Source organism: Mycolicibacterium bacteremicum (assembly GCF_002086115.1).
Lineage (GTDB): Bacteria > Actinomycetota > Actinomycetes > Mycobacteriales > Mycobacteriaceae > Mycobacterium > Mycobacterium bacteremicum.
On sequence record NZ_MVHJ01000004.1, the window covers coordinates 198602 to 221281 of the forward strand.

Sequence of the window (22680 nt, forward strand, 5' to 3'; positions counted from 1 at the left end):
GCTCAGTGCTTACCGCTGGGGTCGAATCCGGAGCTGGCGATGGCCGTGGACAGGCCGGTGCCGATCGGCCCGCGATGGTCGAACAGCGCCGTCGATCCGGTGGCCACCCCGTCGGCGCTGGTGTGCGACTGCACGGCGAGGCCGATGTGGGGCCCGTCGGGTAACCGGCTGAGCGCCAACGTGTAATCGGCATTGATGAACGACAGGCCCGTGGTGCTGAAGTTCGCCATCGAACTGGTGACGTCGACGGCGATGGCCGCCCGCAGGAACGGGGTCAGTGTCTCGCCCTCGACCAGTTCGCGGAACTCTCGGACCCACGCATACCGGGGACCGGCCTGCTGCCATGGGAACTCGAGATCGTCGGACGCCGCATCGGGCCCGTAGGCACGGATGAACATCGGCACGTTGTCGCCGATCTGCTCGGGTTCGGCCGGAATGGGCGGCAGCACGACCGGAGTCGTCCAGAACTGTCCGTCGGGTTGGGTGCCGCGGCGCAGGTACAGGGCGCAGGCGCGGGCGACGAGTTGGCCGTCCTGCGTCATGCGGGCATCCACCGCGCGCATCCGGCGGCCGGACCGGACCACCGACGCCTCGACACGCACCGGGTCGCAGGCGACGCGGCGCAGGATCTCGACGGTCAGCCGGGCCGGTTGCAGATCGGGATCGTCCACCCGGGCCTCGATGGCACGAGCGAGTAGCCCGCCGACCACCTGGCCGCCCAGGGTCGGCCCCCAGCCGCCGTGCGCGATCGGGTTGGGGACGAACTCGTCGCCACGGCGGGTCAGGAACGGTGTCGCCGCGGTATCGGTCATGCCGAGGATATTACGAATAACACTACCGTTGTAACAACGGTATCTGGCCGGCGTAGAACTCGAGATGCGCCTTGGCGGCATTCTCCCAGGTCAGTGTCCGCGCCAGCATTCGACCGGGGCCGGGGTCGCCAGGGTCGGCCAATGCCGAGGCGATCTGGCCGGCGAAGGCCGGCGGATCGGCCGCGTACCGGACGGTGTCGCCGAACACCTCGCGAAGTACCGGCAGATCTCGCGTGACGACGGGCCGCCCGGCGGCCAGCGCCTCCAACGCGGCCAGCCCGAATCCCTCCTTGGTGGAGGGGAAGGCGAACACCGCGCAACCGGCGACCAGTCCGGGCAGCGCCTCGTCGGCGACGGCACCGAGGATGACCGGCTCGATACCCAAGGTCGCGCAGCGCGTTTCGAAATCCGCGCGGTAATCGCGATAATCGAACAAGGTCTCGCCGCCGGCGATCACCAGACGCAGTTCGGGATGGTCGCGGCGCAGCAGCGCGAACGCCTCCGCCAGGTCGAGGGTGCCCTTGCGCGGCTCGATGCCACCGACCGTGAGCAGATACGGCCGCAGGTCGTGACCCCCGGGTGTGGCGGCACTGAAGCGTTGGGCGTCAACACCGTTCGGGATCACCGTGGGGTCGAGGCCCCAGCCTGCCCGCACCTCCGCGGCGACTGCCGCCGATACGCAGATCCGGGCGTACGGTTCCACGATCGCCTTCTCGTGACATTCCGCGAGGATCGGGGTGGTGAACTCGTCGAGGTGGTGAATGGTCCGGATGCACGTCCCCACGGCGTTGGCGCTGATGCAGTCCTGGGCGTGGACGATGTCGTAGACGTCCGGTGTGAACGACTGCCTCAGCACCTCGATCGAGCGCACGATGCGGTCGGTGACGGTATCGCCGGGGAGGTCGACGAACTCTACGAGTCGCACCGACACCCCGGCATCGACGGCGCGGAAGAAGCCCCGGTCACCGGCGCGGGCCAGCGACCACACGGTGACGTCGGCGCCGGCGCGGGCCAGCGCCTCTGCGAGATTCAGGGTGTGCACGACCCCGCCGCGCGGTTTGGTCGAATAGGTCAGCAGGGCGATCCGCATACTCACCTCCGATAGACATCGGGTCGGAGTTCCACCAGGTGGTTCAACACCTTTCGGGCGCGGGCGATCTCGGATTCGACATCGATCTCCGCCTTCGCCAGCCCGCCCTTGGACCGGGTGGTGGCCAGGATGTCACCACCGGGGCCGACGATCTTGGCCTGGCCGAGGAACCGCAGATTGCCCATCACCCCGGTCTGGTTGGAGGACACCAGCACCACCTGATTCTCGGCGGCGCGGGCGCAGTCGTACAGGTCGAACAGTCGGGACTGCCGGTCGGCGGGCAACCGGGAGGCCCGGTCGGTGATGCTGGCCGGCCACGCCGACAGCGCGGCGATGATCTGAGCACCGTCGAGCGCCAGCGTCCGGGCGGCCTCCGGAAACGTCTTGTCGTAGTCGATGAGCATCCCGACCCGCCCGACCGGGGTGTCGAAACTCGTGAAGTGGTCACCGGCCAGGTAGGTCAGGGCCTCACCGGCGGGCTGATGGACCTTGCGGTAGCGGCCGAGCACACCGTCGCCCGACACGCAGACCGCGGCGTTGTACCGGCTCCCGCCGGCGGCCTCCTCGGCGTATCCGACACATACGGTCATCGGCCCGGCCGCCGCGATCACCGCGCCGATCTCGGGGCCGTCGGGATCCAGGGCCGGCGGGGGGTCGTTCGGATCGGGAGCGGTGAAATCGCCGATGTATCCGCCCAGGCAGGCATCGGGCAACACCAGCAGATCGACGCCGTCGCGGGCGGCGGACTCGATGATCCCGACGACCTTGGAGACGCCACGGTCGACGTCGCGGCCGAAGTGTGCCGCGACCGCACCCAGGGTGACCGGTGCCATACGCTCCCCTCAGGCCGGGCCGATACCGGTGACCGGCGACGTCAGCGCGGTCGTCGTCACCCCGTCCGGCCAGCGTAGGCGCACGCCGCGCTCGGCTGTCAACGACCCGCAGTCCGCGCTGTTCACCCCGACAGGCAGCGGAACCGGCCGGGATTGCCCGGCAGTCAGCATCGCGTAGCCGGGGAAACAGGTCAGCCATGACCCCGCGTCCGCGTCGGTCGGCCGCGGGACCGCGGACACGTCCAGTTCGGCGCCCGTCCCACACGCCTCGGCGAGCATGCCCAGGGTGCCGACCACGCCGGCCATGCTGACGTCCTTGGCGGCGCGGGGCCGCATCTCGGCGACCAGTCCGGCCATCATCGACAGGTCGGTCGCGGAGCGGGTGCTGCTCGAATCCCACTGCTTGCCGGCGTAACCCGGCCGCCAGCCACCGGTCACGTCGGCGGTGAGTCGGACCCGGTCACCGATGCGGCCGCCGCCGGCCGGCACCGGGTCGGGGGTGCGGCCCAGTGCGGTCACTGCCAGCGCCGCCGGCACCCCGAGCTGGGTGTGTCCGCCGAGCACCGGCACCCGCCACGCCGCCGAGGCCGCCGTGATGCCGCCGATGACGCGGTCCAGGATCCGTCGGGTCGGTGCGCCGACCGCGTCGAGCAACGCGGTCGGCGTGGCGCCCATGGCCGTCAGGTCGTTGATGTTGACCAGCACCGAGCACCACCCCGCCCATTCGGGGTCGCGTTCCACCATCGACGGGATGATGGCGTCGCAGGCTGCGATCAGGTCGGTACCGGGGACGGGGGCGCCGTCGTCCCCGGCGAAGCCTGCGGGGCCGAGGCCGCCGCGGACCGACCGCAGCGGCGCCAGGGTCTCCCCGAGGAATGACTTGGTCGCAGCGGCGAGCCGCTCGAACGGGTTGAGCGGGAACCGCATCCGGGTGTGCGGGCGCCGCGCGACCCTGGTGTCTCCGAGGCGCTCCCAGCCCAGTTGGGCAAACATCGGCTCATAACGGGTCTGCACGCAGGCCTCGAACCGGAGCACCCCGGCCGATTCGACGTGGGCGCAGGCCGCCCGGATCAGCGCCGGCCCGACTCCGGTGGAGCGGGCGGCGGGTGCGGCGACCAACCGGCTACCGGTCCACCAGCCCAGATCCACCGCACCGACCGGTGCCAGCCGCACCCCACCGAGCACGGTGCCGTCGGCCGCGGCGGCCACCAGCACGACGGTGCGAGGATCATCGTCGGTGTCATCGGTATCCGACCCGGCGAACAGTCGCTGCTCGGCGACGAACTCGGCCGCACGCAGCCGCCGATAAGCGGCCAGGTCGGTGCCGTCGGCCCGCCGGATGAGAAACGGCGGGGCCGGCCGGGTGCCGGCCAGGATGGACAGGTCGGACGGGAACGTGGTTGCGCTGCCGGCAAAATCGATCATCAGGCGCCCAAGGTCTGCAGCACCGAGCAGGCCCCGCAGGCTGCGCATCCGGCCCGTTGATCGGCACCGGTCATGCCGGCCAGGGCCAACCGTGCGGCCACCTCGCGGGAAACCTTCTCCACCACAGCTGCATCGGGTGCGGGTGCATGGTCGATCTCGACGGCCAGCGACCCGGCCTGTGGTCGGTAGGGCACCACAAACGGGTAGACACCCATCTCGATCAGTTCGGCCGCGCCGGCCACCAGCTCGTCGGGATCCTCGCCGAGGCCGACCAGCAGATAGGTGGAGACCTGGTTGCGGCCGAAGACCCGCACCGCCTCGCGCCACGCGGCACGGTACTGCGCCAGCGGCACGGTTGCCTTGCCGGGCATCCAACGCCGGCGGATGTCGTCGTCGAGCGATTCGACGTGGATGCCGATGGCGTCCGCGCCGGCCTCCCGAAGGTCGGTGAGCACCGACAGGTCGACCGGCGGTTCACACTGCACCTGGATGGGCAGGTCGGGCACGGCCCGCTTGACGGCCCGTACACACCGGGCCAGATGTTTTGACCCACGGTCAGTTCCGGCCGAGGTGCCAGTGGTCATCACCATCTGGCGCACCCCGTCCAGCCGCACCGCTGCGGCAGCCACCTCGGCCAGCTCGGCGGGGCGTTTGACCGCGGTGGTGGCGCCGGTGCGCAGGGATTCCTCGATGGTGCAGAACCGGCAGCGCTGCTCGGCGCCATACCGGATGCAGGTCTGCACCACCGTGGTGGCCAGTACATCCCGGCCGTGCAGCCGGGCGAGCTTCTCATAGGCGACGCCCTCGGCCGTGGTCAGATCATAGAACTTCGGGCGGTCGACAACCTCGACATCCAGCCCGGTGTCCTCGCCGTCGAGCAGCACCCGGGTGCCGTCGAAGACGAAGGGGCTGAGGGCATTCCGCGGGATCGCGGCGTTGAGGCCATCGATGACGAGGTGGCCGTCGGCGCTGGGGCCGGCACCCGCGGTGCGGCTGACCGGCGGACGGCCGCGGAAACCCAGCAGTGCGAGGTCGACCCTGGTCGAAACTGTCATCACGTGCCCCTAACTGGCGGTTGCGATCGCGGAATAGGCGCTCTGCGCCACGATGATGGCGTCGGCAATATGGCGTGCATCGCGGTCGATCCCGAGGAATCGGCCGGAGCCCCAGGTGTGCATCCACGGCAGCCCGACGAAACTCAGGCCCGTGACGTTGGTGATACCCCGGGTCTGCATGGGCCGGCCGGCACCGTCGAAGGCGCTGGCCTCGATCCACCGATAATCCGGCCGGTACCCGATGGCCCACACCACGCTCGTGACACCCTCGGCCTGCAGATCCAGGGTCGTGGGGTCGGTGTCGGGCTGCCACACCGGTGCGTAGCGCGACGGCGGCGGCGCCTGGATACCGGTGCGGTCGATGTGGGCGTCGATATCGGCGCAGATCGAGTTGTACACCGAGTCGGCGTGGTCCAGCGCAGCGGACAGGGTCGGTTCGAAGCGCAGCGTGCTGTCTTTTCCGTCGGCCAGGGTGCCGTAGAGTCGCATGCCCTCCAGCGCGAACTGACGCAGGTCGACATCGCGGCCACCGTCGCGACCGGTGACGTAGTGGTTGGTCTTCTCGATGGCGGCCTTGCCGCCGGGGTACTGGGCCGCAGGCCGGTCGTAGAGGCCCATATCGGACAGCCACGTCATGCAGTCCCGGCCGCGGTAGGTCCGCGCGACCCGGGGTGCGCCGCCGACCGCCAGATGCACGGTGCGTCCGGCCAGGTGCAGGTCCTCGGCGATCTGGGCACCCGACTGCCCGGTACCGACCACCAGCACCGCACCGTCGGGAAGTTGGTCGGCATTGCGGTACTGCTCGGAATGCAGTTGCTGCACTGCCGGATCCAGCGCGGTGGCGTAGGCCGGGATGATCGGCAGCGGGTAGCCGCCGGTGGCGATGACGACCTGCTCGCAGGTGAGGGTCTCCCGACCGGTGGCGGAATCGAGGGTCAGTTCGAAGCCACCCTCGGTGTGGTTGACCACCCGGGTCACCCGGGTGTGGGTGCGCAGCGGTGGGTCGAAGGTCTGCAACCAGCCATGCAGCCAGTCGACCACCTGATCGCGGGTCATGAACCCGTCGGGATCGGGACCGGTGTAGCTGTAACCCGGTAACCGGCAGTGCCAGTTGGGGGTGACCAGGGTGAAGTTGTCCCAGCGGGTGTCGGCCCAGGCATGCACCGGGGTACCGGCCTCCAGCACGACGTGCTCGACACCGGCCCGGCCCAGATACCAGCTGACCGACAGGCCGGCCTGGCCGCCGCCGATGACGGCCACCGGAATGTGGCCCGAAGTGTGGTCGGTGGTCATGACTGCTCCAGCCCAGGGTTCATCGCGGTGACTTCGATCACCGCGTCGGATGGGAATCTCGCTGCGGCGCCGGCGATCCGCGCATCGGTCTCGGCGGCCGAGGTGCAGGCGAAGCCGAACTTGGCCCGTACCCGTTCACTGGCCTCGGCCATCGCCCGCCCGGTCCGATCGACAAAATCGCCGACGGTGTAACGGGTCCCGATGGTCAGGTAGTCGTGCACCACCAGGCTGGGGGAGTAGCACCGCTGGATGCTGCCGTCGGGCCAGCGCACCTCGAAGGTCATCTCAGGCATGGGCCAGTACCTGCCACTTGGCCTCAAGGGTGGCGGTCGGGGCGGTCAGCGGCCCGTACACGTCCGGCCTGCGGTCGCGCAGGTGGAACATGCCGGCCCGGGTGGTGCGGAAGGTGCCGTCCAGGTCGACCTCGGCGATCGCCATGCCACTGTCCAGAAGTGTTGTGGCGAGGATGTTTCCGCCGGGATCGACGACCTTGGCGTTGCCGACGTAACGCAGCGAACCGAACGTACCGCTCTGGTTGGAGGCGATCCAGAACACCTGGTTGTCCAGGGCGCGTGCGGTGTCGAACAGGTTGAACCGATAGGTCCAGCGGTCGTCCTGCAGGTTCTGGGCGGTGGCCGTGCGGGCGGCCGGCCAGGCCGACAGGCTGGCGATGATCTGCGCGCCGTCCAGAGCCATCATGCGGGCGGCCTCCGGGAATGCCTTGTCGTAGCAGATCTGCAGGCCGACGCGCCCGACCGGGGTGTCAAACACTCCGTACCGCGAACCCGCCGAATAGGACATGCCCTCGCCGAGGGGTTGGTGAACCTTGCGGTAGGTGCCGTACACCTGGCCGCCATCGAGCACCGCGGCGGTGTTGTAGCGCGTCTCGCCGTCGTCGGCCAACTCGCAGAAGCCGATCGCGACGGTCAGGTCACCGACGATCTGCTGCACCCGGGCGAGTTCCGGCCCGTCCAGCCGGATGGCCGGGGGCAGCGCTTTCTTGGTGGTCTTGACGGTGTCGCCGTGGTTGCCCAGTGAGGACAGGTAGCCGCCGATGGCGGCCTCGGGCAGGACCAGGAAATCCACCTTCGCGGCGCGGGCCTGTTCGGTGAGTGAGGTGATGAGAGCGTAATTCTGCTCGAGGTCCCGGGTGAAGTTCGCCGAGACGGCGGCCAGGGTGGTCATGTTCGGTCCCCCTAGACCATGTAGGTGGAGTTGATGATGGCGCCCTTGCGGGCGTAGTAGATCAGTGCGTCCTGGACATCGAGCGGGTGCGCCGGGATGACACCGTCGATCAGGTCCTCCTCGCGACCGCCGTGCAGGCCGAGACCGAATCGGCAGCAGAACACGGTGCCGCCCTCCTTGATGAAGGTCGCCAACGCATCGTTGATGTTCTGCTCGCCGGGGAACCCGGAGTCGCCGGTGGTCGGAAATCCGCGGGTGGCAAGGCAATTGATGGCGCCGGGGCCGTAGAAGTAGAGCGCGGACTCGAAGCCCTTGCGCAGGGCGCGGGTGGCCTGCAGGACCGCGACGAAGGACACCGACGATTCGTGGGCGATGCCGTGGACCAGGGTGAAGTAGCTTTCGCCCTCTTCGGCCTGGTAGTCGGGGAAGATCTTGGTCCCGCCGTAGATGCTGGTGCCCTTGGGCAGCGCCGGGTGCGGGATCTCGGCCAGCGACGTGGCGATGTTCTCGGCGATGGACGAGTCAAAAGACATGAGGTGCTCCATATTTCGTGTCACGGGTTTCTCAGCTGCGGTGCCGGAGGGGCCGGTTGTCGGCTGTGTCCAATTAGATGCGCCGACTATTGCGCCGTGGTTAGGGCTGGAATACGGCTACGTTGCCGTCGGCTTACCCCGGAAACGCCCCCGAAACATGAATCATATTGAGCTGCAACGAGGAATGGCCCGCACGGTGATCCGGCGGGCCTGTTGCAGATAGATAGTACACCATGTATTAGGGGGCTACCTAATACGGAACGCCATGGGATTCCGGTGGTGCTGGTCTAGCCTTGACCCGTGAAGCTGGACAGCCAACAGCTGGCGGCCTTCGCCGCTGTGTTGGAGCTGGGCAGCTTCGAGGCCGCGGCGGACCGCCTGCATGTCACCCCGTCGGCGGTCAGTCAGCGCATCAAGGCACTGGAGCAGCGGGTGGGCCAGGTGCTCGTGGTGCGGGGGAAGCCGTGCCGCGCGACGGCGGCGGGCACCCCGATCCTGCGGCTGGCCGCCCAGATGTCGATCCTGGAGTCCGAGGCGCTGGCCGAGACGGCCGGCGGATCGGCGGCCCGCACCCGCGTCGCCCTCGCGGTCAACGCCGATTCGATGGCCACCTGGTTCACTGCGGTGTTCGGTCTGCTGCCCGGCGTGCTGTTCGACGTGCGGATCGAGGACCAGGATCATTCGGCCCGACTGCTGCGCGAGGGCGCGGTGATGGGCGCGGTGACGACCGAGCGGACGGCGGTGCCGGGTTGCCGGGTGCAGTCGCTGGGGGTCATGCGGTATGTGCCGGTGGCCGCCGTCGACTATGTGGCCCGGTATTTGCCCGGCGGATTCACGGCAGCCGCGGCCGCCCAGGCGCCCTCTCTCGCCTGGAACCGTGACGATGCCTTGCAGGACAAGCTGATCAAAAAGGCCTTCCGGCGGGACATCGCCCGCCCGGTGCATTACGTTCCCACCGCCGAGGGGTTCGGGGCCGCCGTGCGGGCCGGTCTGGGCTGGGGCATGTATCCCGAGCAACTGGTGGGAGCCGACTTCGTCCAGATCTCACCGACCCACCTGGATGTGCCGTTGTACTGGCAATGCTGGAAGTTGGACAGCGCGCTGGTCGCCTCGATCGGGGATGCCGTCACGTCGGCGGCGCGGACGCTGCGGCGCGGCCGGGGCGGGCGCTGACCAGCTCCGAACGTACGTGACCCACGGCCCCGAGGGAACGGAAGCCGTGGGTCACCTGGTGGCCCGGACGTCAGCTGATGCCGACGATCTCCTGCGCGATGGCACTCAGCCGCGTCTGGGCGGCCGAGACGACGCGCTGACGGTTCTTGTGGAACTCCTCGTAGGCGATTATGGCCCGGATGTCGGCGGGCTCGCTGAGCTCCTTGACCGCGGCGACCGCCTCGTTGACGTTGAGCTCGTCGTAGCCCGCGATCGGCAGCTCATCGGACTCCAGGATCCCGGCGTTTCCGCGCAGAGTGTGCAGCGCATCGGCCACATCCTCGGCGCCCTCGCGGCGACTGACCTTCTCGGCGGCCGACAGCGCGGCATCGCGGGAAGCGGACAGCGTCTTGGCGGCGATCTCGCCGGCCTGGGTGCCCCGGCTCAGCGCCTCGTCCACAGCCGGACGGGTGGCACGTGCGGCGGCAAAGACCCGATCGAACGCGCGGGTCGCCAGCATGCCGGGCAGATTGGCGAGCTTCACCGCGGCGCCGGCGGCAGCCTGAATCGGCGTGCGACGCAAGGCCGCCGGGCCACCGAGTGCCTCCTCGGCCAGCACGGTGGTCAACCACAGCACGGTGGCGCTGTGTGCCTCGATCAGCGAGTCGGCCAGATCCTGGACCTGACGGTCGCCCGCCGCAACGGCAAGCGACTTCAGATAGCGCGCCCGGTCGACGAGCTGGTGCTCCAGCGCCAGGTCGCCGAGCAATGCCTCGGCGAACGGCTCGGCCTGCTCGGTAAGGGCCTTGACCGCGGCCGCTGCGCGGCCGAGGAAGGGTCCCAGGATGTCCGGGGATCCGCCGAGTTCGCGGATCGTGGCCTCGATGAGCGCGGCCCGGGTGCGGGCGTTCTCGGCGTTCTTGGTCAGTTCCTCGCGTACCGCCTCGGTGCGCGCCTGCGCCGTCCGGACCTCGGCGATCTGGATCTCGGTGCTGGTCAGCTCGAGCACGGTACGAAGGTTGGTGATCAAAGCGGTGGTGTCTGCCACGGGAATTCCCCCTGATTTCGATGGATTGTGCGGCGCATCGGCGCCCGTGTTGTTCGGCTACCCGCACGGCTCGGCGTTGACACGAGACACGCGAAGGATGTGGCCCAGATCTCCATATTCGGGTTAAGACAGCTGTAATAATGGCTCGTCAAGCAGAAGTATTACGATCGTCATAGGAGTGCAGATGTCGGATACGACGGTCAACACACGCGACCGGATGGTGGCCGGCGCAGCCGATATGCTCGCGCGCCGGGGGCCGAGCGCGATGAGTGTGCGTGAGCTGGCCCGGCATGCCGACGCGCCGGTCGGTTCGACGTATCACCACTTCCCGGGCGGCAAGTCGCAGCTGTGCGCCGAGGCCGTGCGCTGGGCCGACGATCAGGTCGGCGCCGAACTGCGGCAGGCGGTGTCCGCGGGCGCCGCTGCCGGGCTGCGCGTATTCCTGAACGGCTGGCGCTCGACCCTGACCGAGCACGGATTCGAGCGCGGATGCCCGGTCCTGGCCGTTGCGGTACAACAGGATTGCGATGATGCGGCCCGAGACGCCGCGGTGTTCGCCTTCAGCAACTGGACGGCGGCGTTGTCGTCAGCGCTGCGTGACGAGGGGATGGACCACTCCCGGGCCGCCGACCTGGCAACGCTGATCGTCGCCGCCGTCGAGGGCGCGGTGGCCATGTGCCGGGCCGAGCGCAGTGTGCAGCCACTCGACGTGGTCGGGGCACAGCTGCAGCGGCTGCTCAGAGTCTGACGTGCAGCACGTCGGCGAGCGGACGCCGCGGTGTCGGTGGCGGGATCTCGTCCAACTCGGAGGCGACGCCCACCCGCACCACGACCTGGGGATGGGCGCGACCAACCAGCGCGCCCACCATGTCGCGGGCGGCCGGTACCTCGGTCAGATGGCTCAGCGTGCAGGACGACAGCCCGGCCATGGTGGCGTCCAGCAGCAATGCCGACAGCGTCTCCCCACAGCCCAGCACGCCCAGTCGGGTGTCATCCGGCGCGGAGATGACCACCAATTGCGCTCCGTCCTCGGCGATCCGGGTGCGCCGCTCCCGGTGCGCGGTCACCGGGAAGTTCCGGCCGACGTCGACCCGGTCGGCCTCCGCCGCCGACACCAGCGCGCTGTGCGGGATACCGTCGCTGACCTCGAACGGCGATGTCCACCACTCGATCTCGTGGTGATAGGCGCTGTCGTAGAGGCGCAGGGCCTCGGTCAGCTGGGCGGCATCGGCGACCGTCGCCCGGTCGGCGGTGTCGATGACGTCGACGGCGGCCACCGCTGGGTCATGGCAGGCGCGCACCATGAGGTCGAACGTGGCGCGGTCCGACGGCGCAGACAACGGCAGGCGGTCGGAGCGTCGGGCCAGGATGGCGTCGGCGCGGCGACGCCGGTCGGCGGTGTCGGAGTCGGCCGGTGTCACCGTCACCGTCGCCAGGTGCAGGTGGTCGTCGGGATCGGGGTAGCGCTGCACATCTGCGCGCAGGCCCGCCGCTGCGACGGCCACCACGAAATGGTCAAGTGCCGCACCGCAACTGATCACGGCCTGCCGTCCCCCGGTATCGGTGGCGACCAGGCGGTCGGTATCGACGAACAGCTGCACACCGTCGGCGGTGACGACCCACCGCCACGGTTGGCTGTTGTGATACGACGGTGCCCGGCATGCCAGGTGGACGGCCTCCTCGATGACCCTGAGTGGCTGCGCGGTGGTTGCCATGCACCCAGTCTCGACGGGCCGTGCACGCTCCGGTAGGGCCGGAAGTCCCTAACCCGGGGATGTCTGCAGATAGCAGACGATGGCGTTGGACAGTCCCCGGCGCGCCTCGTCGAGGTCGATGTAGCTGCCGAGCTGGCGTTCGGAGGTGATGCCGCGCATGGCGCCGGGGATGAACAGCGCGACCTCGCGCACCCGCGCCGAATCCACCTCCAGGTCGGCGAAAGCCTTCTGGCAGGACTCGATCCAGGTGAGTTGCCAGGACGCGAACTCGGCGGCGGTCTGCGGGAAGAGCCGCTCCAGTTCGGCTCGGTCACGGGGCAGTGCTGCGCGCAGATTCTCGATGGCCCGCGAGTCGGTCGCGGTCAACCCGTCGTACAACAGGTCCAGGATGCCGGCGACGCGTTCGGCCAGCGTGCCGTGCGGAGCCGCCCGGGAGGGCAACTCGCCGCGGCGTTGCGCGGTGTACTGCAGCACCGCCGCCCACAGTCCGTCGATATCACCGAACTGGTACTTCACCGTGCCCCAGGTGGCACCGGCGTCCTTGGCGATCCGATTACCCGATACCGAGCCCGGCTCACCGGAGGCCAGGGCCTGCAGCGCGGCCTCCAGCATGGTCTCCCGGCTGGCCTGACCGCGCCGGTTGGTGCGGCGTTCGGCGGCGTCGGTCACGGTGGGAATGCTACTCGAGTATTGACTTTGATAGAACCCTCTGTGATTCTCGGTTCATGGCGAAACCACCGCTGTCGATGAAGCCCACGGGCTGGTTTCAGGTGGCCTGGTCCGACGAGATCGGCATCGGTGACGTGCACCGGATGACCTACTTCGATCGCGAGATGATCGCCTGGCGAGCGCAATCCGGCCGGTTGACGGTGATGGACGCCTACTGCGAACACCTCGGCGCGCATCTCGGTCACGGTGGACACGTCGAGGGCGAGGTCATCGAGTGCCCGTTCCACGGTTGGCAGTGGAATCACGAGGGCCGCAATGTCTGTATCCCATACCAGGACCGCCCCAACCGCGGCCGGCGTATGCGCACCCATCCCGTGGTGGAACGCAATGCCTCGGTGTACATCTGGCACGACGTGGAGGGCCGCGAGCCGTTCTTCGACGCGCCGGACATCTTCGCCGACTTCGGCGACCGCACCGAGGCGGACTACTACCCGCAGCAGCGGCTCTTCCGGCAGAGCCTGGAGATCCATCCGCAGTACGTGCTGGAGAACGGGGTGGATTTCGCGCATTTCAAGTTCGTGCACAAGACGCCGATCGTGCCGGTGTTCACCCGGCACGATTTCGCCGAGCCGGTGTCCTACGTGGATTTCACCATCACCTTCGAGGGCGACGACGGGCAGAAGATCGAGGACGTGAACAGCGGTGTGGAGGCCATCAACGGCGGCCTGGGCATCGCCGTCACCAAGAGCTGGGGAATGGTCGACAATCGCACCATCTCCGCGGTCACCCCGGTCGACGACCGCACCTCCGACGTGCGCTTCATGGTCTACATCGGGCGCACACCGGGGCGCGATGACCAGCGCGCCGAGGACAAGGCGCGGATGTTCGGTGACGAGGTGATCCGGCAGTTCGCCCAGGACATCGACATCTGGCGCCATCAACGGTATTCGGACCCGCCGGCGCTGGCGACGACCGAGTTCGAGGGCTTCACGGCAATCCGCAAGTGGGCCATGCAGTTCTATCCCGACGGCCGCGGCGGCTCGGCTGCCGACCTTGCCCGCATCGAGAAAGCAGACACCTTATGACCGAAACGATCCGCGTCTTCCAGGTCGCCACCGGCAACCTCGGCACCGAGATGATCAAGCGCATCGCCGCCCACCCGGACCTCGAATTGGTCGGATTGCACTGTTACACACCGGAGAAGATCGGCCGCGACGCCGGTGAGATCGTCGGCCTGCCGCCCAACGGAGTGACCGCCACCGGCACCGTCGAGGAGATCATCGCCGCCAAGCCCGATGTGCTCACCTTCCATGGGGTGTTCCCCGACGAGGACCTGTACGTCCGGGTGCTCGAGGCGGGCATCAACATCGTCACCACCGCGGACTGGATCACCGGGTGGCACCGCGACACCAACCACCCGCACCCGTCCGGGCGGCCGGTGTCAGAGCTGTTGGCCGAGGCGTGTGAGCGCGGCGGATCGACCTTCTACGGCACCGGGATGAATCCCGGGCTGAACCAGATTCTCGGGGTGGTGTGTTCGGCCGATGTCGCCGAGATCGAGAACGTCACCACCATCGAGTCGGTGGACGTGTCCTGTCACCACAGCAGGGACACCTGGATCGAGGTCGGCTACGGCATGCCCGTCGACGACCCGAGCATTCCGGGCAAGCTGCGCAAGTACACCGAGGTGTTCGCCGACAGTGTGCGGCTGATGGCCGACTGCTTCGGCCTCGAACTCGACGAGGTGACCTTCAGTTATGAACTCGGCGCCTGCACCAAGGATGTCGACCTCGGTTGGTATGTGCTGCCCAAGGGTTCGCTGGGCGGAAACTACATCAAATACCAGGGACTGGTCGACGGTGTGGCGCGGGTGGAGACCCACCTGGAGTGGCAGATGACCCCGCACACCGATCCGAGCTGGGATATCAAGGGCTGCTACATCACCCAGATCAAGGGTGATCCGTGTGTGTACAACAAGCACATGATCTTCCCCAAGCCCGGCGTCGACCTGTCCGATCCCAGCGCATTCGCCTCGATCGGGATGACCGTGACCGGACTGCCGGCATTGAACGCAATCCGGTCGGTGGTGGCGGCGCCGCCGGGGCTGCGCACCAGCGCCGACCTGCCGCTACGTGGGTTCGCCGGGCGTTTCAAGCAATCCTGACCCCCGGCTCAACGCCTGTTAATTTACGTGTGTAAAGTCAGCGTGTGTGGAGGTCCGCGCGCGTAAGCGCAATGCCCGGGGTAGCGGTAACCTGCTGCGGGCCGAGATCCTGGCCGCCGCCGCCGAACTGCTGGACGCGACCGGTCGGCGATCCGATCTGACACTGCGCCAGATTGCCGGTGCGGCAGGAATTTCCGCTCCGGCGATCTATGCGCACTTCGCCGACCGTGAAGCCATCCTGGTCGCCCTCGCCGAACAGGGTTGGCAACAGGTGGTTGCCGATATCAGGGCCGCCGCGGACCCCCAGGCCGCTGCACGCGAACGGCTGCTGTGCGGATGCCGCGCCTACCTGGCTTTCGCCCAGCAACACCCGGCGCGGTACGCATTGATGACCGAGACCGTCGGCCCGACACCGGCGGCCCGGGAGGCGCTCGGGGTACTCACCCGGGCGCTGGCCGCCTGCCAGGTGGATACGGGCGCCCATCCGCGTGCGGCCCGGATCGCCGCCGCGCTGTCCACCGCACTGCACGGGGCGGCGATGCTCAACCGCACCGATGCCCCGTCGATGTGGCTCAACGATGTCCGCCCCGACGACGTGCTGCAGACACTCGTCGATTCCGCCATCGCCCAACAGAACTCGACACAGGAGTACCGATGACCGTATTCGACGACGGGATTGCCCTCGAGACCACCGCCGACGGGTCGATGCGCGGACGGACCGTCCCGGAATGGGCCAACATGGTCGGTCCGTTCGGCGGAATCACCGCGGCGGTACTGGTGCATGCCGTCGAGCGGCAGCCCGACGTGCACGGCCTGCCGCTGGCCGTGACGGTGAACTATCTGGCGCCGATCGTCGACGGGGAGTTCGACATCCGGGCCCGCGCGGTACGCACCAATCGCACCAATCAGCACTGGATCGTCGAACTGAGCCAGGGTGGGGAGACCAGGACCACCGCGACGGCGGTCTTCGGCATCCGCCGTGACACCTGGACCGACACCGAGTATCCGCGTCCGCAGGTGCCGTCGCCGACCGAACTGCCCGAGTCCGACGGTGGGCCCACCTGGATGCGCAACTACGACATGCGTTACGTCGCCGGTGGGTTGCCCGACCCTGACGACGGCCCCGCCGCCTCGTCGGAGACCCTGCTCTGGGTACGCGACAATCCACTTCGGCCCGTCGACTTTCCGTCCCTGGCCGCCGTGTGCGACATCTTCTATCCGCGGGTGTTCCTGCGCCGGGCGCAGCTCACGCCGGCCGGCACCGTGTCGATCACGGTGTACTTCCACGCCGCCCCCGCGGACCTTGCCGCCCAGGGTGCGGAATACCTGTTGGCCAGGGCACGTGGGCAGCAGTTCGCAGCCGGCCATTTCGACCAGACCGCACAGATCTGGGGTGCCGGCGGCGCGCTGTTGGCCACCAGCCACCAGATCGTCTACTTCAAGGGCTGATCCGCAGACCCGTGGTCGGGTGGACGCCGGGACCACGGGACTACGGGACGAAGGGACTGCGGGACTACGGACTTCCAAGGGTCCCGTTTCCGCTGCCGGGGCCGAGTCTGGAATCGAGAGAAACCAGACCTGCCCAGGAGGACGGCGTGTGCGCCGATGCGGTGAGCGACCCAGACTTCAAACCGACCGGTGAGACCGACGCCGAACTGTCCGCACGATTCGAGCGCGATGTCCAGGTGTTGCGCCCGGTGCTGTTGCGCGGTGCCCGCAGGCTGACCCGTAGCGATGCCGATGCCGAGGACCTGCTCCAGGACGCCCTGATGCACGCCTTCATGGGCTTTCGCCGGTTCGAACCGGGGTCCAATCTCAACGCCTGGTTGTTCCGCATCATGCACAACCGGTGGATCAGTGGACATCGCATGAAGCAGCGGCGCCCCACCGAGTACGCGGTGGACTGGATCGCCGAGATGGATGTGTCCGCCGCGCCCGGCGCCCTGCACGTGCGGTCGGCGGAGTCCACCGTGCTGGACACCGTGCCCGACGCGCAGTTCAAGGCCGCCTTCGACCGGCTGCCCGAGGGCTTTCGGACCGCGCTGTACTGGGCCGATGTCGAGGGCCTGACCTACGCCGAGACCGCCGTGATGATGGGCACCCCGGCCGGCACCGTGATGTCGCGGGTGTTCCGTGCCCGGACGCAACTGCGCACCGCGTTGGCCCACCGTGCCCCGCACCGCGACATGGCCGGTGACGAAGAACAGCGCTCCGCGTGAGCGCCGATGGAAAGAGGTTGTATGACAACGAATCTGGTAGATAGCACCGCGCTGGTCACCGGTGGTACCGCCGGGATCGGTCTGGCCTCGGCGCGGCTGCTGGCCGCGGCCGGCGCCACCGTGCTGATCGCCGGGCGTGACCGGGCGCGAGGCGAGGCCGCTGCCGCGGACATCGCGGGTGACGCCCGGTTCATCCGGGCCGACATGGGGGACCAGGCGTCGGTGGACGGGCTGATCCGCGCGGCCGGACGGGTCGACATCCTGGTGAACAACGCCGCGCGCTTCCCGGGGGCGGCCACCGTCGACCAGGATGTGGCCTCGTTCGAGTCGACCTTCGACACCAACGTCCGGGGACTGTACTTCCTGGTGGCCGGGCTGGTACCGGGGATGCTGGAGCGCGGCACGGGCAGCATCATCAATGTCACCTCGCTGGTGGCGTCCAAGGGAGTGCCCGGCGCGTCGGTGTACAGCGCGTCCAAGGCCGCCGTCGAGTCGTTGACCAGAACATGGGCCGCCGAGTTCGGGCCGCGCGGGGTGCGGGTGAACACGGTGGCGCCCGGCCCGACCGACACCGAGGGCGTCTACGCCGAGTGGGGTGACACCAATGCCGAACTCGGCCGGGCCCTGCCGCTGGGTCGCACCGCGGCACCGTCGGAGATCGCGCAGGCCGTGCTGTTCCTGGCCTCGCCCGCCTCGAGTTTCATCACCGGGGCGACGCTGCACGCCGACGGTGGTGGGGCGGCGGTCTGACCGGGCGGCCCGTCCTCGCACGCGAAATGAAGAGGCCTCCCACCGGGTGGTGGGAGGCCTCTTCGTCGTCGGGATGGGGCCCTAGTGGGCCGGCTTGCGGTGCCGACCGATCAGGGCGGTCAACCAGCGAACGTCGAGCAACATGTCGTCCCGCCTTTCTATGCGGTCTTGTGCAGGAGGGGGAGCAGGCGACGCCGGGCGAGGGTGCCTTCGGCGAAGTGGTGCAGCGCCTCCGGGACGGAGACCGTGATGGGGAACGCGTCGTCGAGCATGTGCAGGACGTCGAGGACGGGGGTGCCGGCGACCAGCGCCCATTCCACCCCGGCCATATCGCATTCGTCATCGAGTGCGTAGAGCAGTGAAACACCGCGTGCGGACAGGAAGGTCACGTCGGCGAGGTCGAGGACGAACGGCTTCTCGGCCAGAACCAGACGACGGACCTGCTCGGTGAGGCGGTCGACGTTGTCATCGTCGATCACCCCGGACACGGTCACCACCAAGGCGAGATGGCGGCACTGTGCGCGCAGCTCGGCACCGTCGCACTGGACCGCGGGATTGCCATACCGAAATGCGATTGTCATGTCCTGCCTCCCTTCGTGGATCTCAACTGCCTCCGAAGTTATCGGCCGACTCTAAGGTACTTGGGAGTAGTGATTGAGACTTTGCTAAGAAGATAGTCTGAGAGACGGGTAAGGGTTCGCTGAGCAAAACGTAAGCCGTTGTGCCGCAGCGCTTTTCGATAAGCTGTTTCGGGCGGCGGCCGGGCGGGTACACGTTACCGCCGAGTAGCCCGGTTTCGTTCGGTCAGCGCTGCCACTGCGCGCCCGAATATCCGTCCCACGGCGAGTAATCCGCGATCAGGTCCTCCTGGGCCGGCCGCTGATCCTCCGGCACGTGCTGCAGGTTGACCCGTACGCGGTACCAGATCGAACTCGGGCCCCGCATGCCGTCGACCAACACGTCGACGGGTTCGAGGCGTCGAGCCGCCTCGGGATGGCGTCCGCGCCACACGTCCAGGGCCGCGATTGCCTCATCGCGGGTCTTGGTCCGGGCCACCTCGATCAGCGGCATGGTCGACACCCGCCGGCCCTTACCTTTCGGCGGCTTCTCGGCCGGCCCGAGTTGCTCGGCCAACTCCAGCAAGCCGTCCAGCGCGCCGGGGTGATCGTCCATCGCCTCCCACGGATCGCCGATTGCGGCGAATCGCGCAGGCACCGTCGCCACCGTGAAGGCCTCTGGTCGGCATCCGGGGACCTCGTCCCAGTTCAGCGGCGTCGACACCCGGGCGTCCGGGGTGGCCCGCACCGAATAGGCGGAGGCCACCGTGCGGTCCTTGGCGTTCTGGTTGAAGTCCACGAAGACGCGCGCGCCACGTTCCTCCTTCCACCAGCGGGCGGTCGCCAGGTCGGGCGTGCGGTTCTCGACCTCGCGGGCGACCGCCTCGGCGGCCAACCGGACCTGCTTGAACGGCCAGTGCGGGTGGATGCGGGCATAGATGTGGAAGCCGCGCGACCCCGAGGTCTTCGGCCACGCGGTCAGGCCGAACTCCTCGAGCACCTCGCGCGCCACCATGGCGACATCGAGGATCTGCTGCCAGTCCACCCCGGGCATCGGATCCAGGTCGACCCGCAGTTCGTCGGGATGGTCCAGGTCCCCGGAGCGCACGGGGTGCGGGTTGAAGTCCACGCAGCCCAGGTTGACCGCCCAGATCAGGCCGGCGGGTTCAGTGAACACCGCCTCCCTGGCCGAGGTCCCGGATGCGTATCTCAGCTCGGCGACGTCGATGAAATCGGGTCGCTTCTCCGGCGCCCGCTTCTGGAAGATGGCCTCCACGCCGATGCCCTTGACGAATCGTTTCAGGATCATCGGGCGGTCGCGCACACCGCGCAGGGCGCCGTCGGCGACGGCGGTGTAGTAGTCGAACAGATCTGCCTTGGTGAGTCCGAGATCGCCGAAGACCAGCTTGTCCGGATTGGTGATGGGCACCTGCTTGCCCGCGATCTCCACCTGCGCCCGAGCGGCCATTCCCTCATCGTAGGTTCGACCCCGCGCAGCGACCGACGTCACATAAGGTTGACACATGGCCAACCTGAGCCCGCTCGCCAAGATCCAGCAATCGGTCGGCAAGTACCTCGATCGGGGGTCCGCGGAGCTGCACTACGCCCGCAAGATGTTCCAGGCCGGCGCACTCAAGCTGGAGCCGCCGCGGGATATCGCGGCCTTCGTCAACGATATGAAGCAGTGGGGCGAGATCGGGATGATCCCGGCGCTCAACGCCCGGCGCTATCCGAATCGCAACGCGGTGATCGACGATTTCGGGACGATGACCTTCAAGGAACTCGACGAGGCCGTCAACGGTGTGGCCAACGCGTTGTTGGCGCGCGGGATCACCGGTGGCGACGGCGTGGCGATCCTGGCCCGCAATCACCGGTGGTTCCTCGTCGCGGTGTACGCCACCGCGAAGATCGGCGCCCGCATCATCCTGCTCAACAGTGAGTTCTCCGGGCCGCAGATCAAGGAGGTCTCCGAGCGCGAGGGCAGCCGGATCATCATCCACGACGATGAGTACACCGCCGCCGTCGCGCAGGCCGAGCCCGAGCTGGGCAAGCTGCGCGCGCTCGGCGTCAACCCGGACAAGGATGAGCCCTCCGGCAGCACCGACGAGACGCTCGAAGAACTCGTCGCCAAGAACGGGTCCGCGCCGCCGCCCGCGGCCACCAAGAAGTCGTCCATCATCATCCTGACCAGTGGCACCACCGGCACCCCGAAGGGCGCCAACCGCAGTGCGCCACCGTCGCTCGCGCCGATCGGTGGCGTGCTGTCCGCGGTGCCGTTCAAGTCCAACGAGGTCACCTCGCTGCCCGCGCCGATGTTCCACGCGCTGGGCTTCCTGCACTCGACGATCGCCATGATGCTGGGCACCACGCTGGTGCTGCGCCGGCGTTTCAAGCCGGCGACGGTGCTCGCCGATATCGAGAAGCACAAGGCGACCGCGATCGTCGTCGTCCCGGTGATGTTGTCCCGCATGCTCGACGAGCTGGAGAAGACCTCGCCGAAGCCCGATCTGTCTTCGCTGCGCATCGTGTTCGTGTCCGGCTCGCAGCTGGGCGCCGAGCTGGCCACCAGGGCCATGAAGGATCTGGGACCGGTGATCTACAACCTGTACGGCTCCACCGAGGTGGCCTTCGCCACCATTGCTGGGCCGCAACATCTTTCGAAGAATCCGGCAACCGTCGGCCCGGTGGTCAAGGGGATGAAGGTCCGCATTCTCGACGACAACGGCAACGACCTGCCCCAGGGCGAGGTGGGGCGGATCTTCGTCGGCAACTTCTTCCCGTTCCAGGGCTACACCGGCGGTGGCGGCAAGCAGATCATCGACGGACTGCTGTCCTCGGGTGATGTCGGCTACTTCGACGAAGACGATCTGCTCTACGTCAGCGGCCGCGACGACGAGATGATCGTCTCCGGCGGGGAGAACGTGTTCCCCGCCGAGATCGAGGATCTGGTCAGCGGGCACCCCGAGGTCGTCGAGGCGACCGCACTGGGTGTGGAAGACAAGGAGTGGGGCCACCGGCTGCGCTGCTTCGTCGTCCGGGTGGAGGGTTCCTCGGTCGACGAGGACACCATCAAGGCGTATGTGCGTGACAACCTCGCGCGCTACAAGGTGCCGCGCGAGGTGGTCTTCATCGAGGAGTTGCCGCGCAACCCCACCGGCAAGATCCTCAAGCGCGAACTGCGCGAGATGAAGATCGACTGACCCGCACCTGCCCTCCTCGGCGAGCGTGCGGGTCCGCGGCGGACACGCCGCCTGCTGGCTCGAGTTCACGCACGCTCACCGGGCAGGAATACCTCGGGGCGCGCGGTGGTAATACCTCTTCGTGAATATCGACCTCTCCGGTAAAACCGCACTCGTCACCGGCTCCACCCAGGGCATCGGTCTGTCCATCGCAAAGGGCCTGGCCGGCGCCGGGGCGCGCGTCATCGTCAACGGCCGCACGCAGGCCCGCGTCGACGAGGCCGTCGCCGCCGTCGGGGGCGACGCGGTCGGCTTCGCCGGTGACGTGGCCGACGCCGACGGGGCCGCCGCGCTGGTGGCCGAGTTCCCCGATGTGGATGTGCTGGTCAACAATCTGGGCATCTTCGAGGCTGTCCCGGCCCGCGAGGTCACCGACGAGCAGTGGCGCACCTACTTCGACGTCAACGTCCTCTCCGCGGTCCGGTTGATCCGCGCCTATCTGCCGAACATGATCGAAAAGGGTTGGGGCCGTGCGCTTCAGATCGCCAGCGACTCGGCGATCGTGACTCCCGCAGAGATGATCCACTACGGCGTGTCCAAGACCGCGCTGCTCGCGGTGACCCGCGGGTTCGCCAAAGACGCGGCGGGTACCGGGGTCACGGTGAACTCGGTGATCGCCGGACCGACACATACCGCCGGCGTGGAGGACTTCGTCTATCAGCTGGTGGACAAGGAGCTGCCCTGGGAGCAGGCGCAGCGCGAGTTCATGCGACTGCACCGCCCGCAATCGCTGATCCAGCGGCTCATCGAGCCCGAGGAGATCGCCAATATGGTGGTGTATCTGTCCTCGCCGCTGGCCTCGGCGACCACCGGCGGTGCGTTGCGGGTCGACGGTGGCTACGTCGACGCGATCCTGCCGTAGCGGTCACCTGGCGAACTGGGGGCACCTCCCGCTTGCGGGGGAACGCAAAACTGCCCCATTTCAGGTGAAATGGGGCAGT

The 22680-nt window shown here is 68.3% G+C and carries 24 protein-coding genes; 10 read left to right on the forward strand and 14 right to left on the reverse strand.

Features of this window, described 5'->3' with window-relative positions; genetic code table 11:
* Positions 1-2: 2 nt before the first annotated feature.
* The 9 genes from BST17_RS06715 to BST17_RS06755 are packed head-to-tail and all read right to left on the reverse strand — an operon-like array spanning position 3 to position 8226.
* Positions 3-812 carry a thioesterase family protein gene (locus tag BST17_RS06715; protein ID WP_083056391.1) on the reverse strand — a complete coding sequence of 270 codons (810 nt, stop codon included), beginning with the start codon at positions 810-812 and terminating at the stop codon, positions 3-5.
* Between the two features lie 22 nt (positions 813-834).
* Positions 835-1902: an MSMEG_0565 family glycosyltransferase gene (locus BST17_RS06720; RefSeq protein ID WP_083056393.1), complete on the reverse strand. Its 1068-nt coding sequence runs from the start codon at positions 1900-1902 to the stop codon at positions 835-837.
* A gap of 2 nt (positions 1903-1904) precedes the next feature.
* Complete coding sequence (locus BST17_RS06725) at positions 1905-2735, reverse strand: carbon-nitrogen hydrolase family protein (protein WP_083056395.1); 831 nt, start codon at positions 2733-2735, stop codon at positions 1905-1907.
* A 9-nt stretch (positions 2736-2744) separates the two neighbouring features.
* Entirely contained in the window at positions 2745-4160 is a 1416-nt protein-coding gene (locus BST17_RS06730; protein WP_083056599.1) for an MSMEG_0567/sll0787 family protein, read from the reverse strand.
* Positions 4160-5215 carry an MSMEG_0568 family radical SAM protein gene (locus tag BST17_RS06735; RefSeq protein ID WP_083056397.1) on the reverse strand — a complete coding sequence of 352 codons (1056 nt, stop codon included), beginning with the start codon at positions 5213-5215 and terminating at the stop codon, positions 4160-4162. Before BST17_RS06735 ends, BST17_RS06730 begins: the two co-directional genes overlap by 1 nt.
* Before the next feature lie 9 nt (positions 5216-5224).
* Positions 5225-6508 (reverse strand): MSMEG_0569 family flavin-dependent oxidoreductase, encoded by a 1284-nt coding sequence (locus tag BST17_RS06740; RefSeq protein WP_083056399.1) that lies wholly within the window; start codon positions 6506-6508, stop codon positions 5225-5227.
* Positions 6505-6801, reverse strand: coding sequence for an MSMEG_0570 family nitrogen starvation response protein (locus BST17_RS06745; protein ID WP_083056401.1), 297 nt, complete (start codon positions 6799-6801; stop codon positions 6505-6507). The genes BST17_RS06740 and BST17_RS06745 overlap by 4 nt, the downstream gene beginning before the upstream one ends.
* Entirely contained in the window at positions 6794-7693 is a 900-nt protein-coding gene (locus tag BST17_RS06750; protein ID WP_083056403.1) for a carbon-nitrogen hydrolase family protein, read from the reverse strand. Before BST17_RS06750 ends, BST17_RS06745 begins: the two co-directional genes overlap by 8 nt.
* 11 nt (positions 7694-7704) lie before the next feature.
* The gene (locus tag BST17_RS06755) at positions 7705-8226 is read right to left on the reverse strand and encodes an MSMEG_0572/Sll0783 family nitrogen starvation response protein (protein ID WP_083056601.1); all 522 of its coding nucleotides are present in this window, start codon (positions 8224-8226) and stop codon (positions 7705-7707) included.
* A 300-nt stretch (positions 8227-8526) separates the two neighbouring features.
* Here BST17_RS06755 and BST17_RS06760 point away from each other — a divergent pair, with 300 nt between their 5' ends.
* Positions 8527-9399 (forward strand): LysR family transcriptional regulator ArgP, encoded by an 873-nt coding sequence (locus BST17_RS06760; RefSeq protein ID WP_083056405.1) that lies wholly within the window; start codon positions 8527-8529, stop codon positions 9397-9399.
* Positions 9400-9469: 70 nt separating this feature from the next.
* Here BST17_RS06760 and BST17_RS06765 read toward each other — a convergent pair whose 3' ends face one another.
* Positions 9470-10432 (reverse strand): hypothetical protein, encoded by a 963-nt coding sequence (locus BST17_RS06765; protein WP_109750023.1) that lies wholly within the window; start codon positions 10430-10432, stop codon positions 9470-9472.
* A 178-nt stretch (positions 10433-10610) separates the two neighbouring features.
* Here BST17_RS06765 and BST17_RS06770 point away from each other — a divergent pair, with 178 nt between their 5' ends.
* On the forward strand, positions 10611-11174 hold the full coding sequence (locus BST17_RS06770) for a TetR/AcrR family transcriptional regulator (protein ID WP_083056603.1): 564 nt from the start codon (positions 10611-10613) through the stop codon (positions 11172-11174).
* Here BST17_RS06770 and BST17_RS06775 read toward each other — a convergent pair.
* Both BST17_RS06775 and BST17_RS06780 read right to left on the reverse strand, forming a co-directional pair.
* A complete protein-coding gene (locus BST17_RS06775) occupies positions 11164-12141 on the reverse strand; it encodes an Acg family FMN-binding oxidoreductase (protein ID WP_083056409.1) in 978 nt (325 codons plus the stop codon). The genes BST17_RS06770 and BST17_RS06775 overlap by 11 nt on opposite strands.
* A 48-nt stretch (positions 12142-12189) precedes the next feature.
* Positions 12190-12753 carry a TetR/AcrR family transcriptional regulator gene (locus BST17_RS06780; protein WP_234807570.1) on the reverse strand — a complete coding sequence of 188 codons (564 nt, stop codon included), beginning with the start codon at positions 12751-12753 and terminating at the stop codon, positions 12190-12192.
* Positions 12754-12866: 113 nt separating this feature from the next.
* Between BST17_RS06780 and BST17_RS06785 the strand changes: the two genes are divergently transcribed.
* From BST17_RS06785 to BST17_RS06810, 6 genes are all read left to right on the forward strand, one after another.
* Positions 12867-13895 (forward strand): Rieske 2Fe-2S domain-containing protein, encoded by a 1029-nt coding sequence (locus tag BST17_RS06785; protein WP_083056413.1) that lies wholly within the window; start codon positions 12867-12869, stop codon positions 13893-13895.
* Complete coding sequence (locus BST17_RS06790; protein ID WP_083056415.1) at positions 13892-14974, forward strand: NAD(P)H-dependent amine dehydrogenase family protein; 1083 nt, start codon at positions 13892-13894, stop codon at positions 14972-14974. Before BST17_RS06785 ends, BST17_RS06790 begins: the two co-directional genes overlap by 4 nt.
* A gap of 46 nt (positions 14975-15020) precedes the next feature.
* The gene (locus BST17_RS06795) at positions 15021-15632 is read left to right on the forward strand and encodes a TetR/AcrR family transcriptional regulator (protein WP_234807563.1); all 612 of its coding nucleotides are present in this window, start codon (positions 15021-15023) and stop codon (positions 15630-15632) included.
* Positions 15629-16423 carry an acyl-CoA thioesterase gene (locus tag BST17_RS06800; RefSeq protein ID WP_083056417.1) on the forward strand — a complete coding sequence of 265 codons (795 nt, stop codon included), beginning with the start codon at positions 15629-15631 and terminating at the stop codon, positions 16421-16423. Before BST17_RS06795 ends, BST17_RS06800 begins: the two co-directional genes overlap by 4 nt.
* A gap of 161 nt (positions 16424-16584) precedes the next feature.
* Positions 16585-17193 carry a sigma-70 family RNA polymerase sigma factor gene (locus BST17_RS06805; RefSeq protein WP_083056607.1) on the forward strand — a complete coding sequence of 203 codons (609 nt, stop codon included), beginning with the start codon at positions 16585-16587 and terminating at the stop codon, positions 17191-17193.
* 21 nt (positions 17194-17214) lie between these two features.
* Complete coding sequence (locus tag BST17_RS06810) at positions 17215-17943, forward strand: SDR family NAD(P)-dependent oxidoreductase (RefSeq protein WP_109750024.1); 729 nt, start codon at positions 17215-17217, stop codon at positions 17941-17943.
* Positions 17944-18101: 158 nt separating this feature from the next.
* Here BST17_RS06810 and BST17_RS06815 read toward each other — a convergent pair whose 3' ends face one another.
* Complete coding sequence (locus BST17_RS06815) at positions 18102-18524, reverse strand: STAS domain-containing protein (RefSeq protein ID WP_083056421.1); 423 nt, start codon at positions 18522-18524, stop codon at positions 18102-18104.
* Positions 18525-18747: 223 nt separating this feature from the next.
* Positions 18748-19968 (reverse strand): non-homologous end-joining DNA ligase, encoded by a 1221-nt coding sequence (gene ligD / locus BST17_RS06820; protein WP_083056423.1) that lies wholly within the window; start codon positions 19966-19968, stop codon positions 18748-18750.
* Between the two features lie 55 nt (positions 19969-20023).
* On the opposite strand from ligD, the gene fadD2 reads away from it, so the two are divergent.
* Both fadD2 and BST17_RS06830 read left to right on the forward strand, forming a co-directional pair.
* Positions 20024-21700, forward strand: coding sequence for a long-chain-fatty-acid--CoA ligase FadD2 (gene fadD2, locus BST17_RS06825; protein ID WP_083056425.1), 1677 nt, complete (start codon positions 20024-20026; stop codon positions 21698-21700).
* A 121-nt stretch (positions 21701-21821) separates the two neighbouring features.
* Positions 21822-22601, forward strand: coding sequence for an SDR family NAD(P)-dependent oxidoreductase (locus BST17_RS06830; protein WP_083056427.1), 780 nt, complete (start codon positions 21822-21824; stop codon positions 22599-22601).
* The last annotated feature ends 79 nt before the right edge of the window (positions 22602-22680 follow it).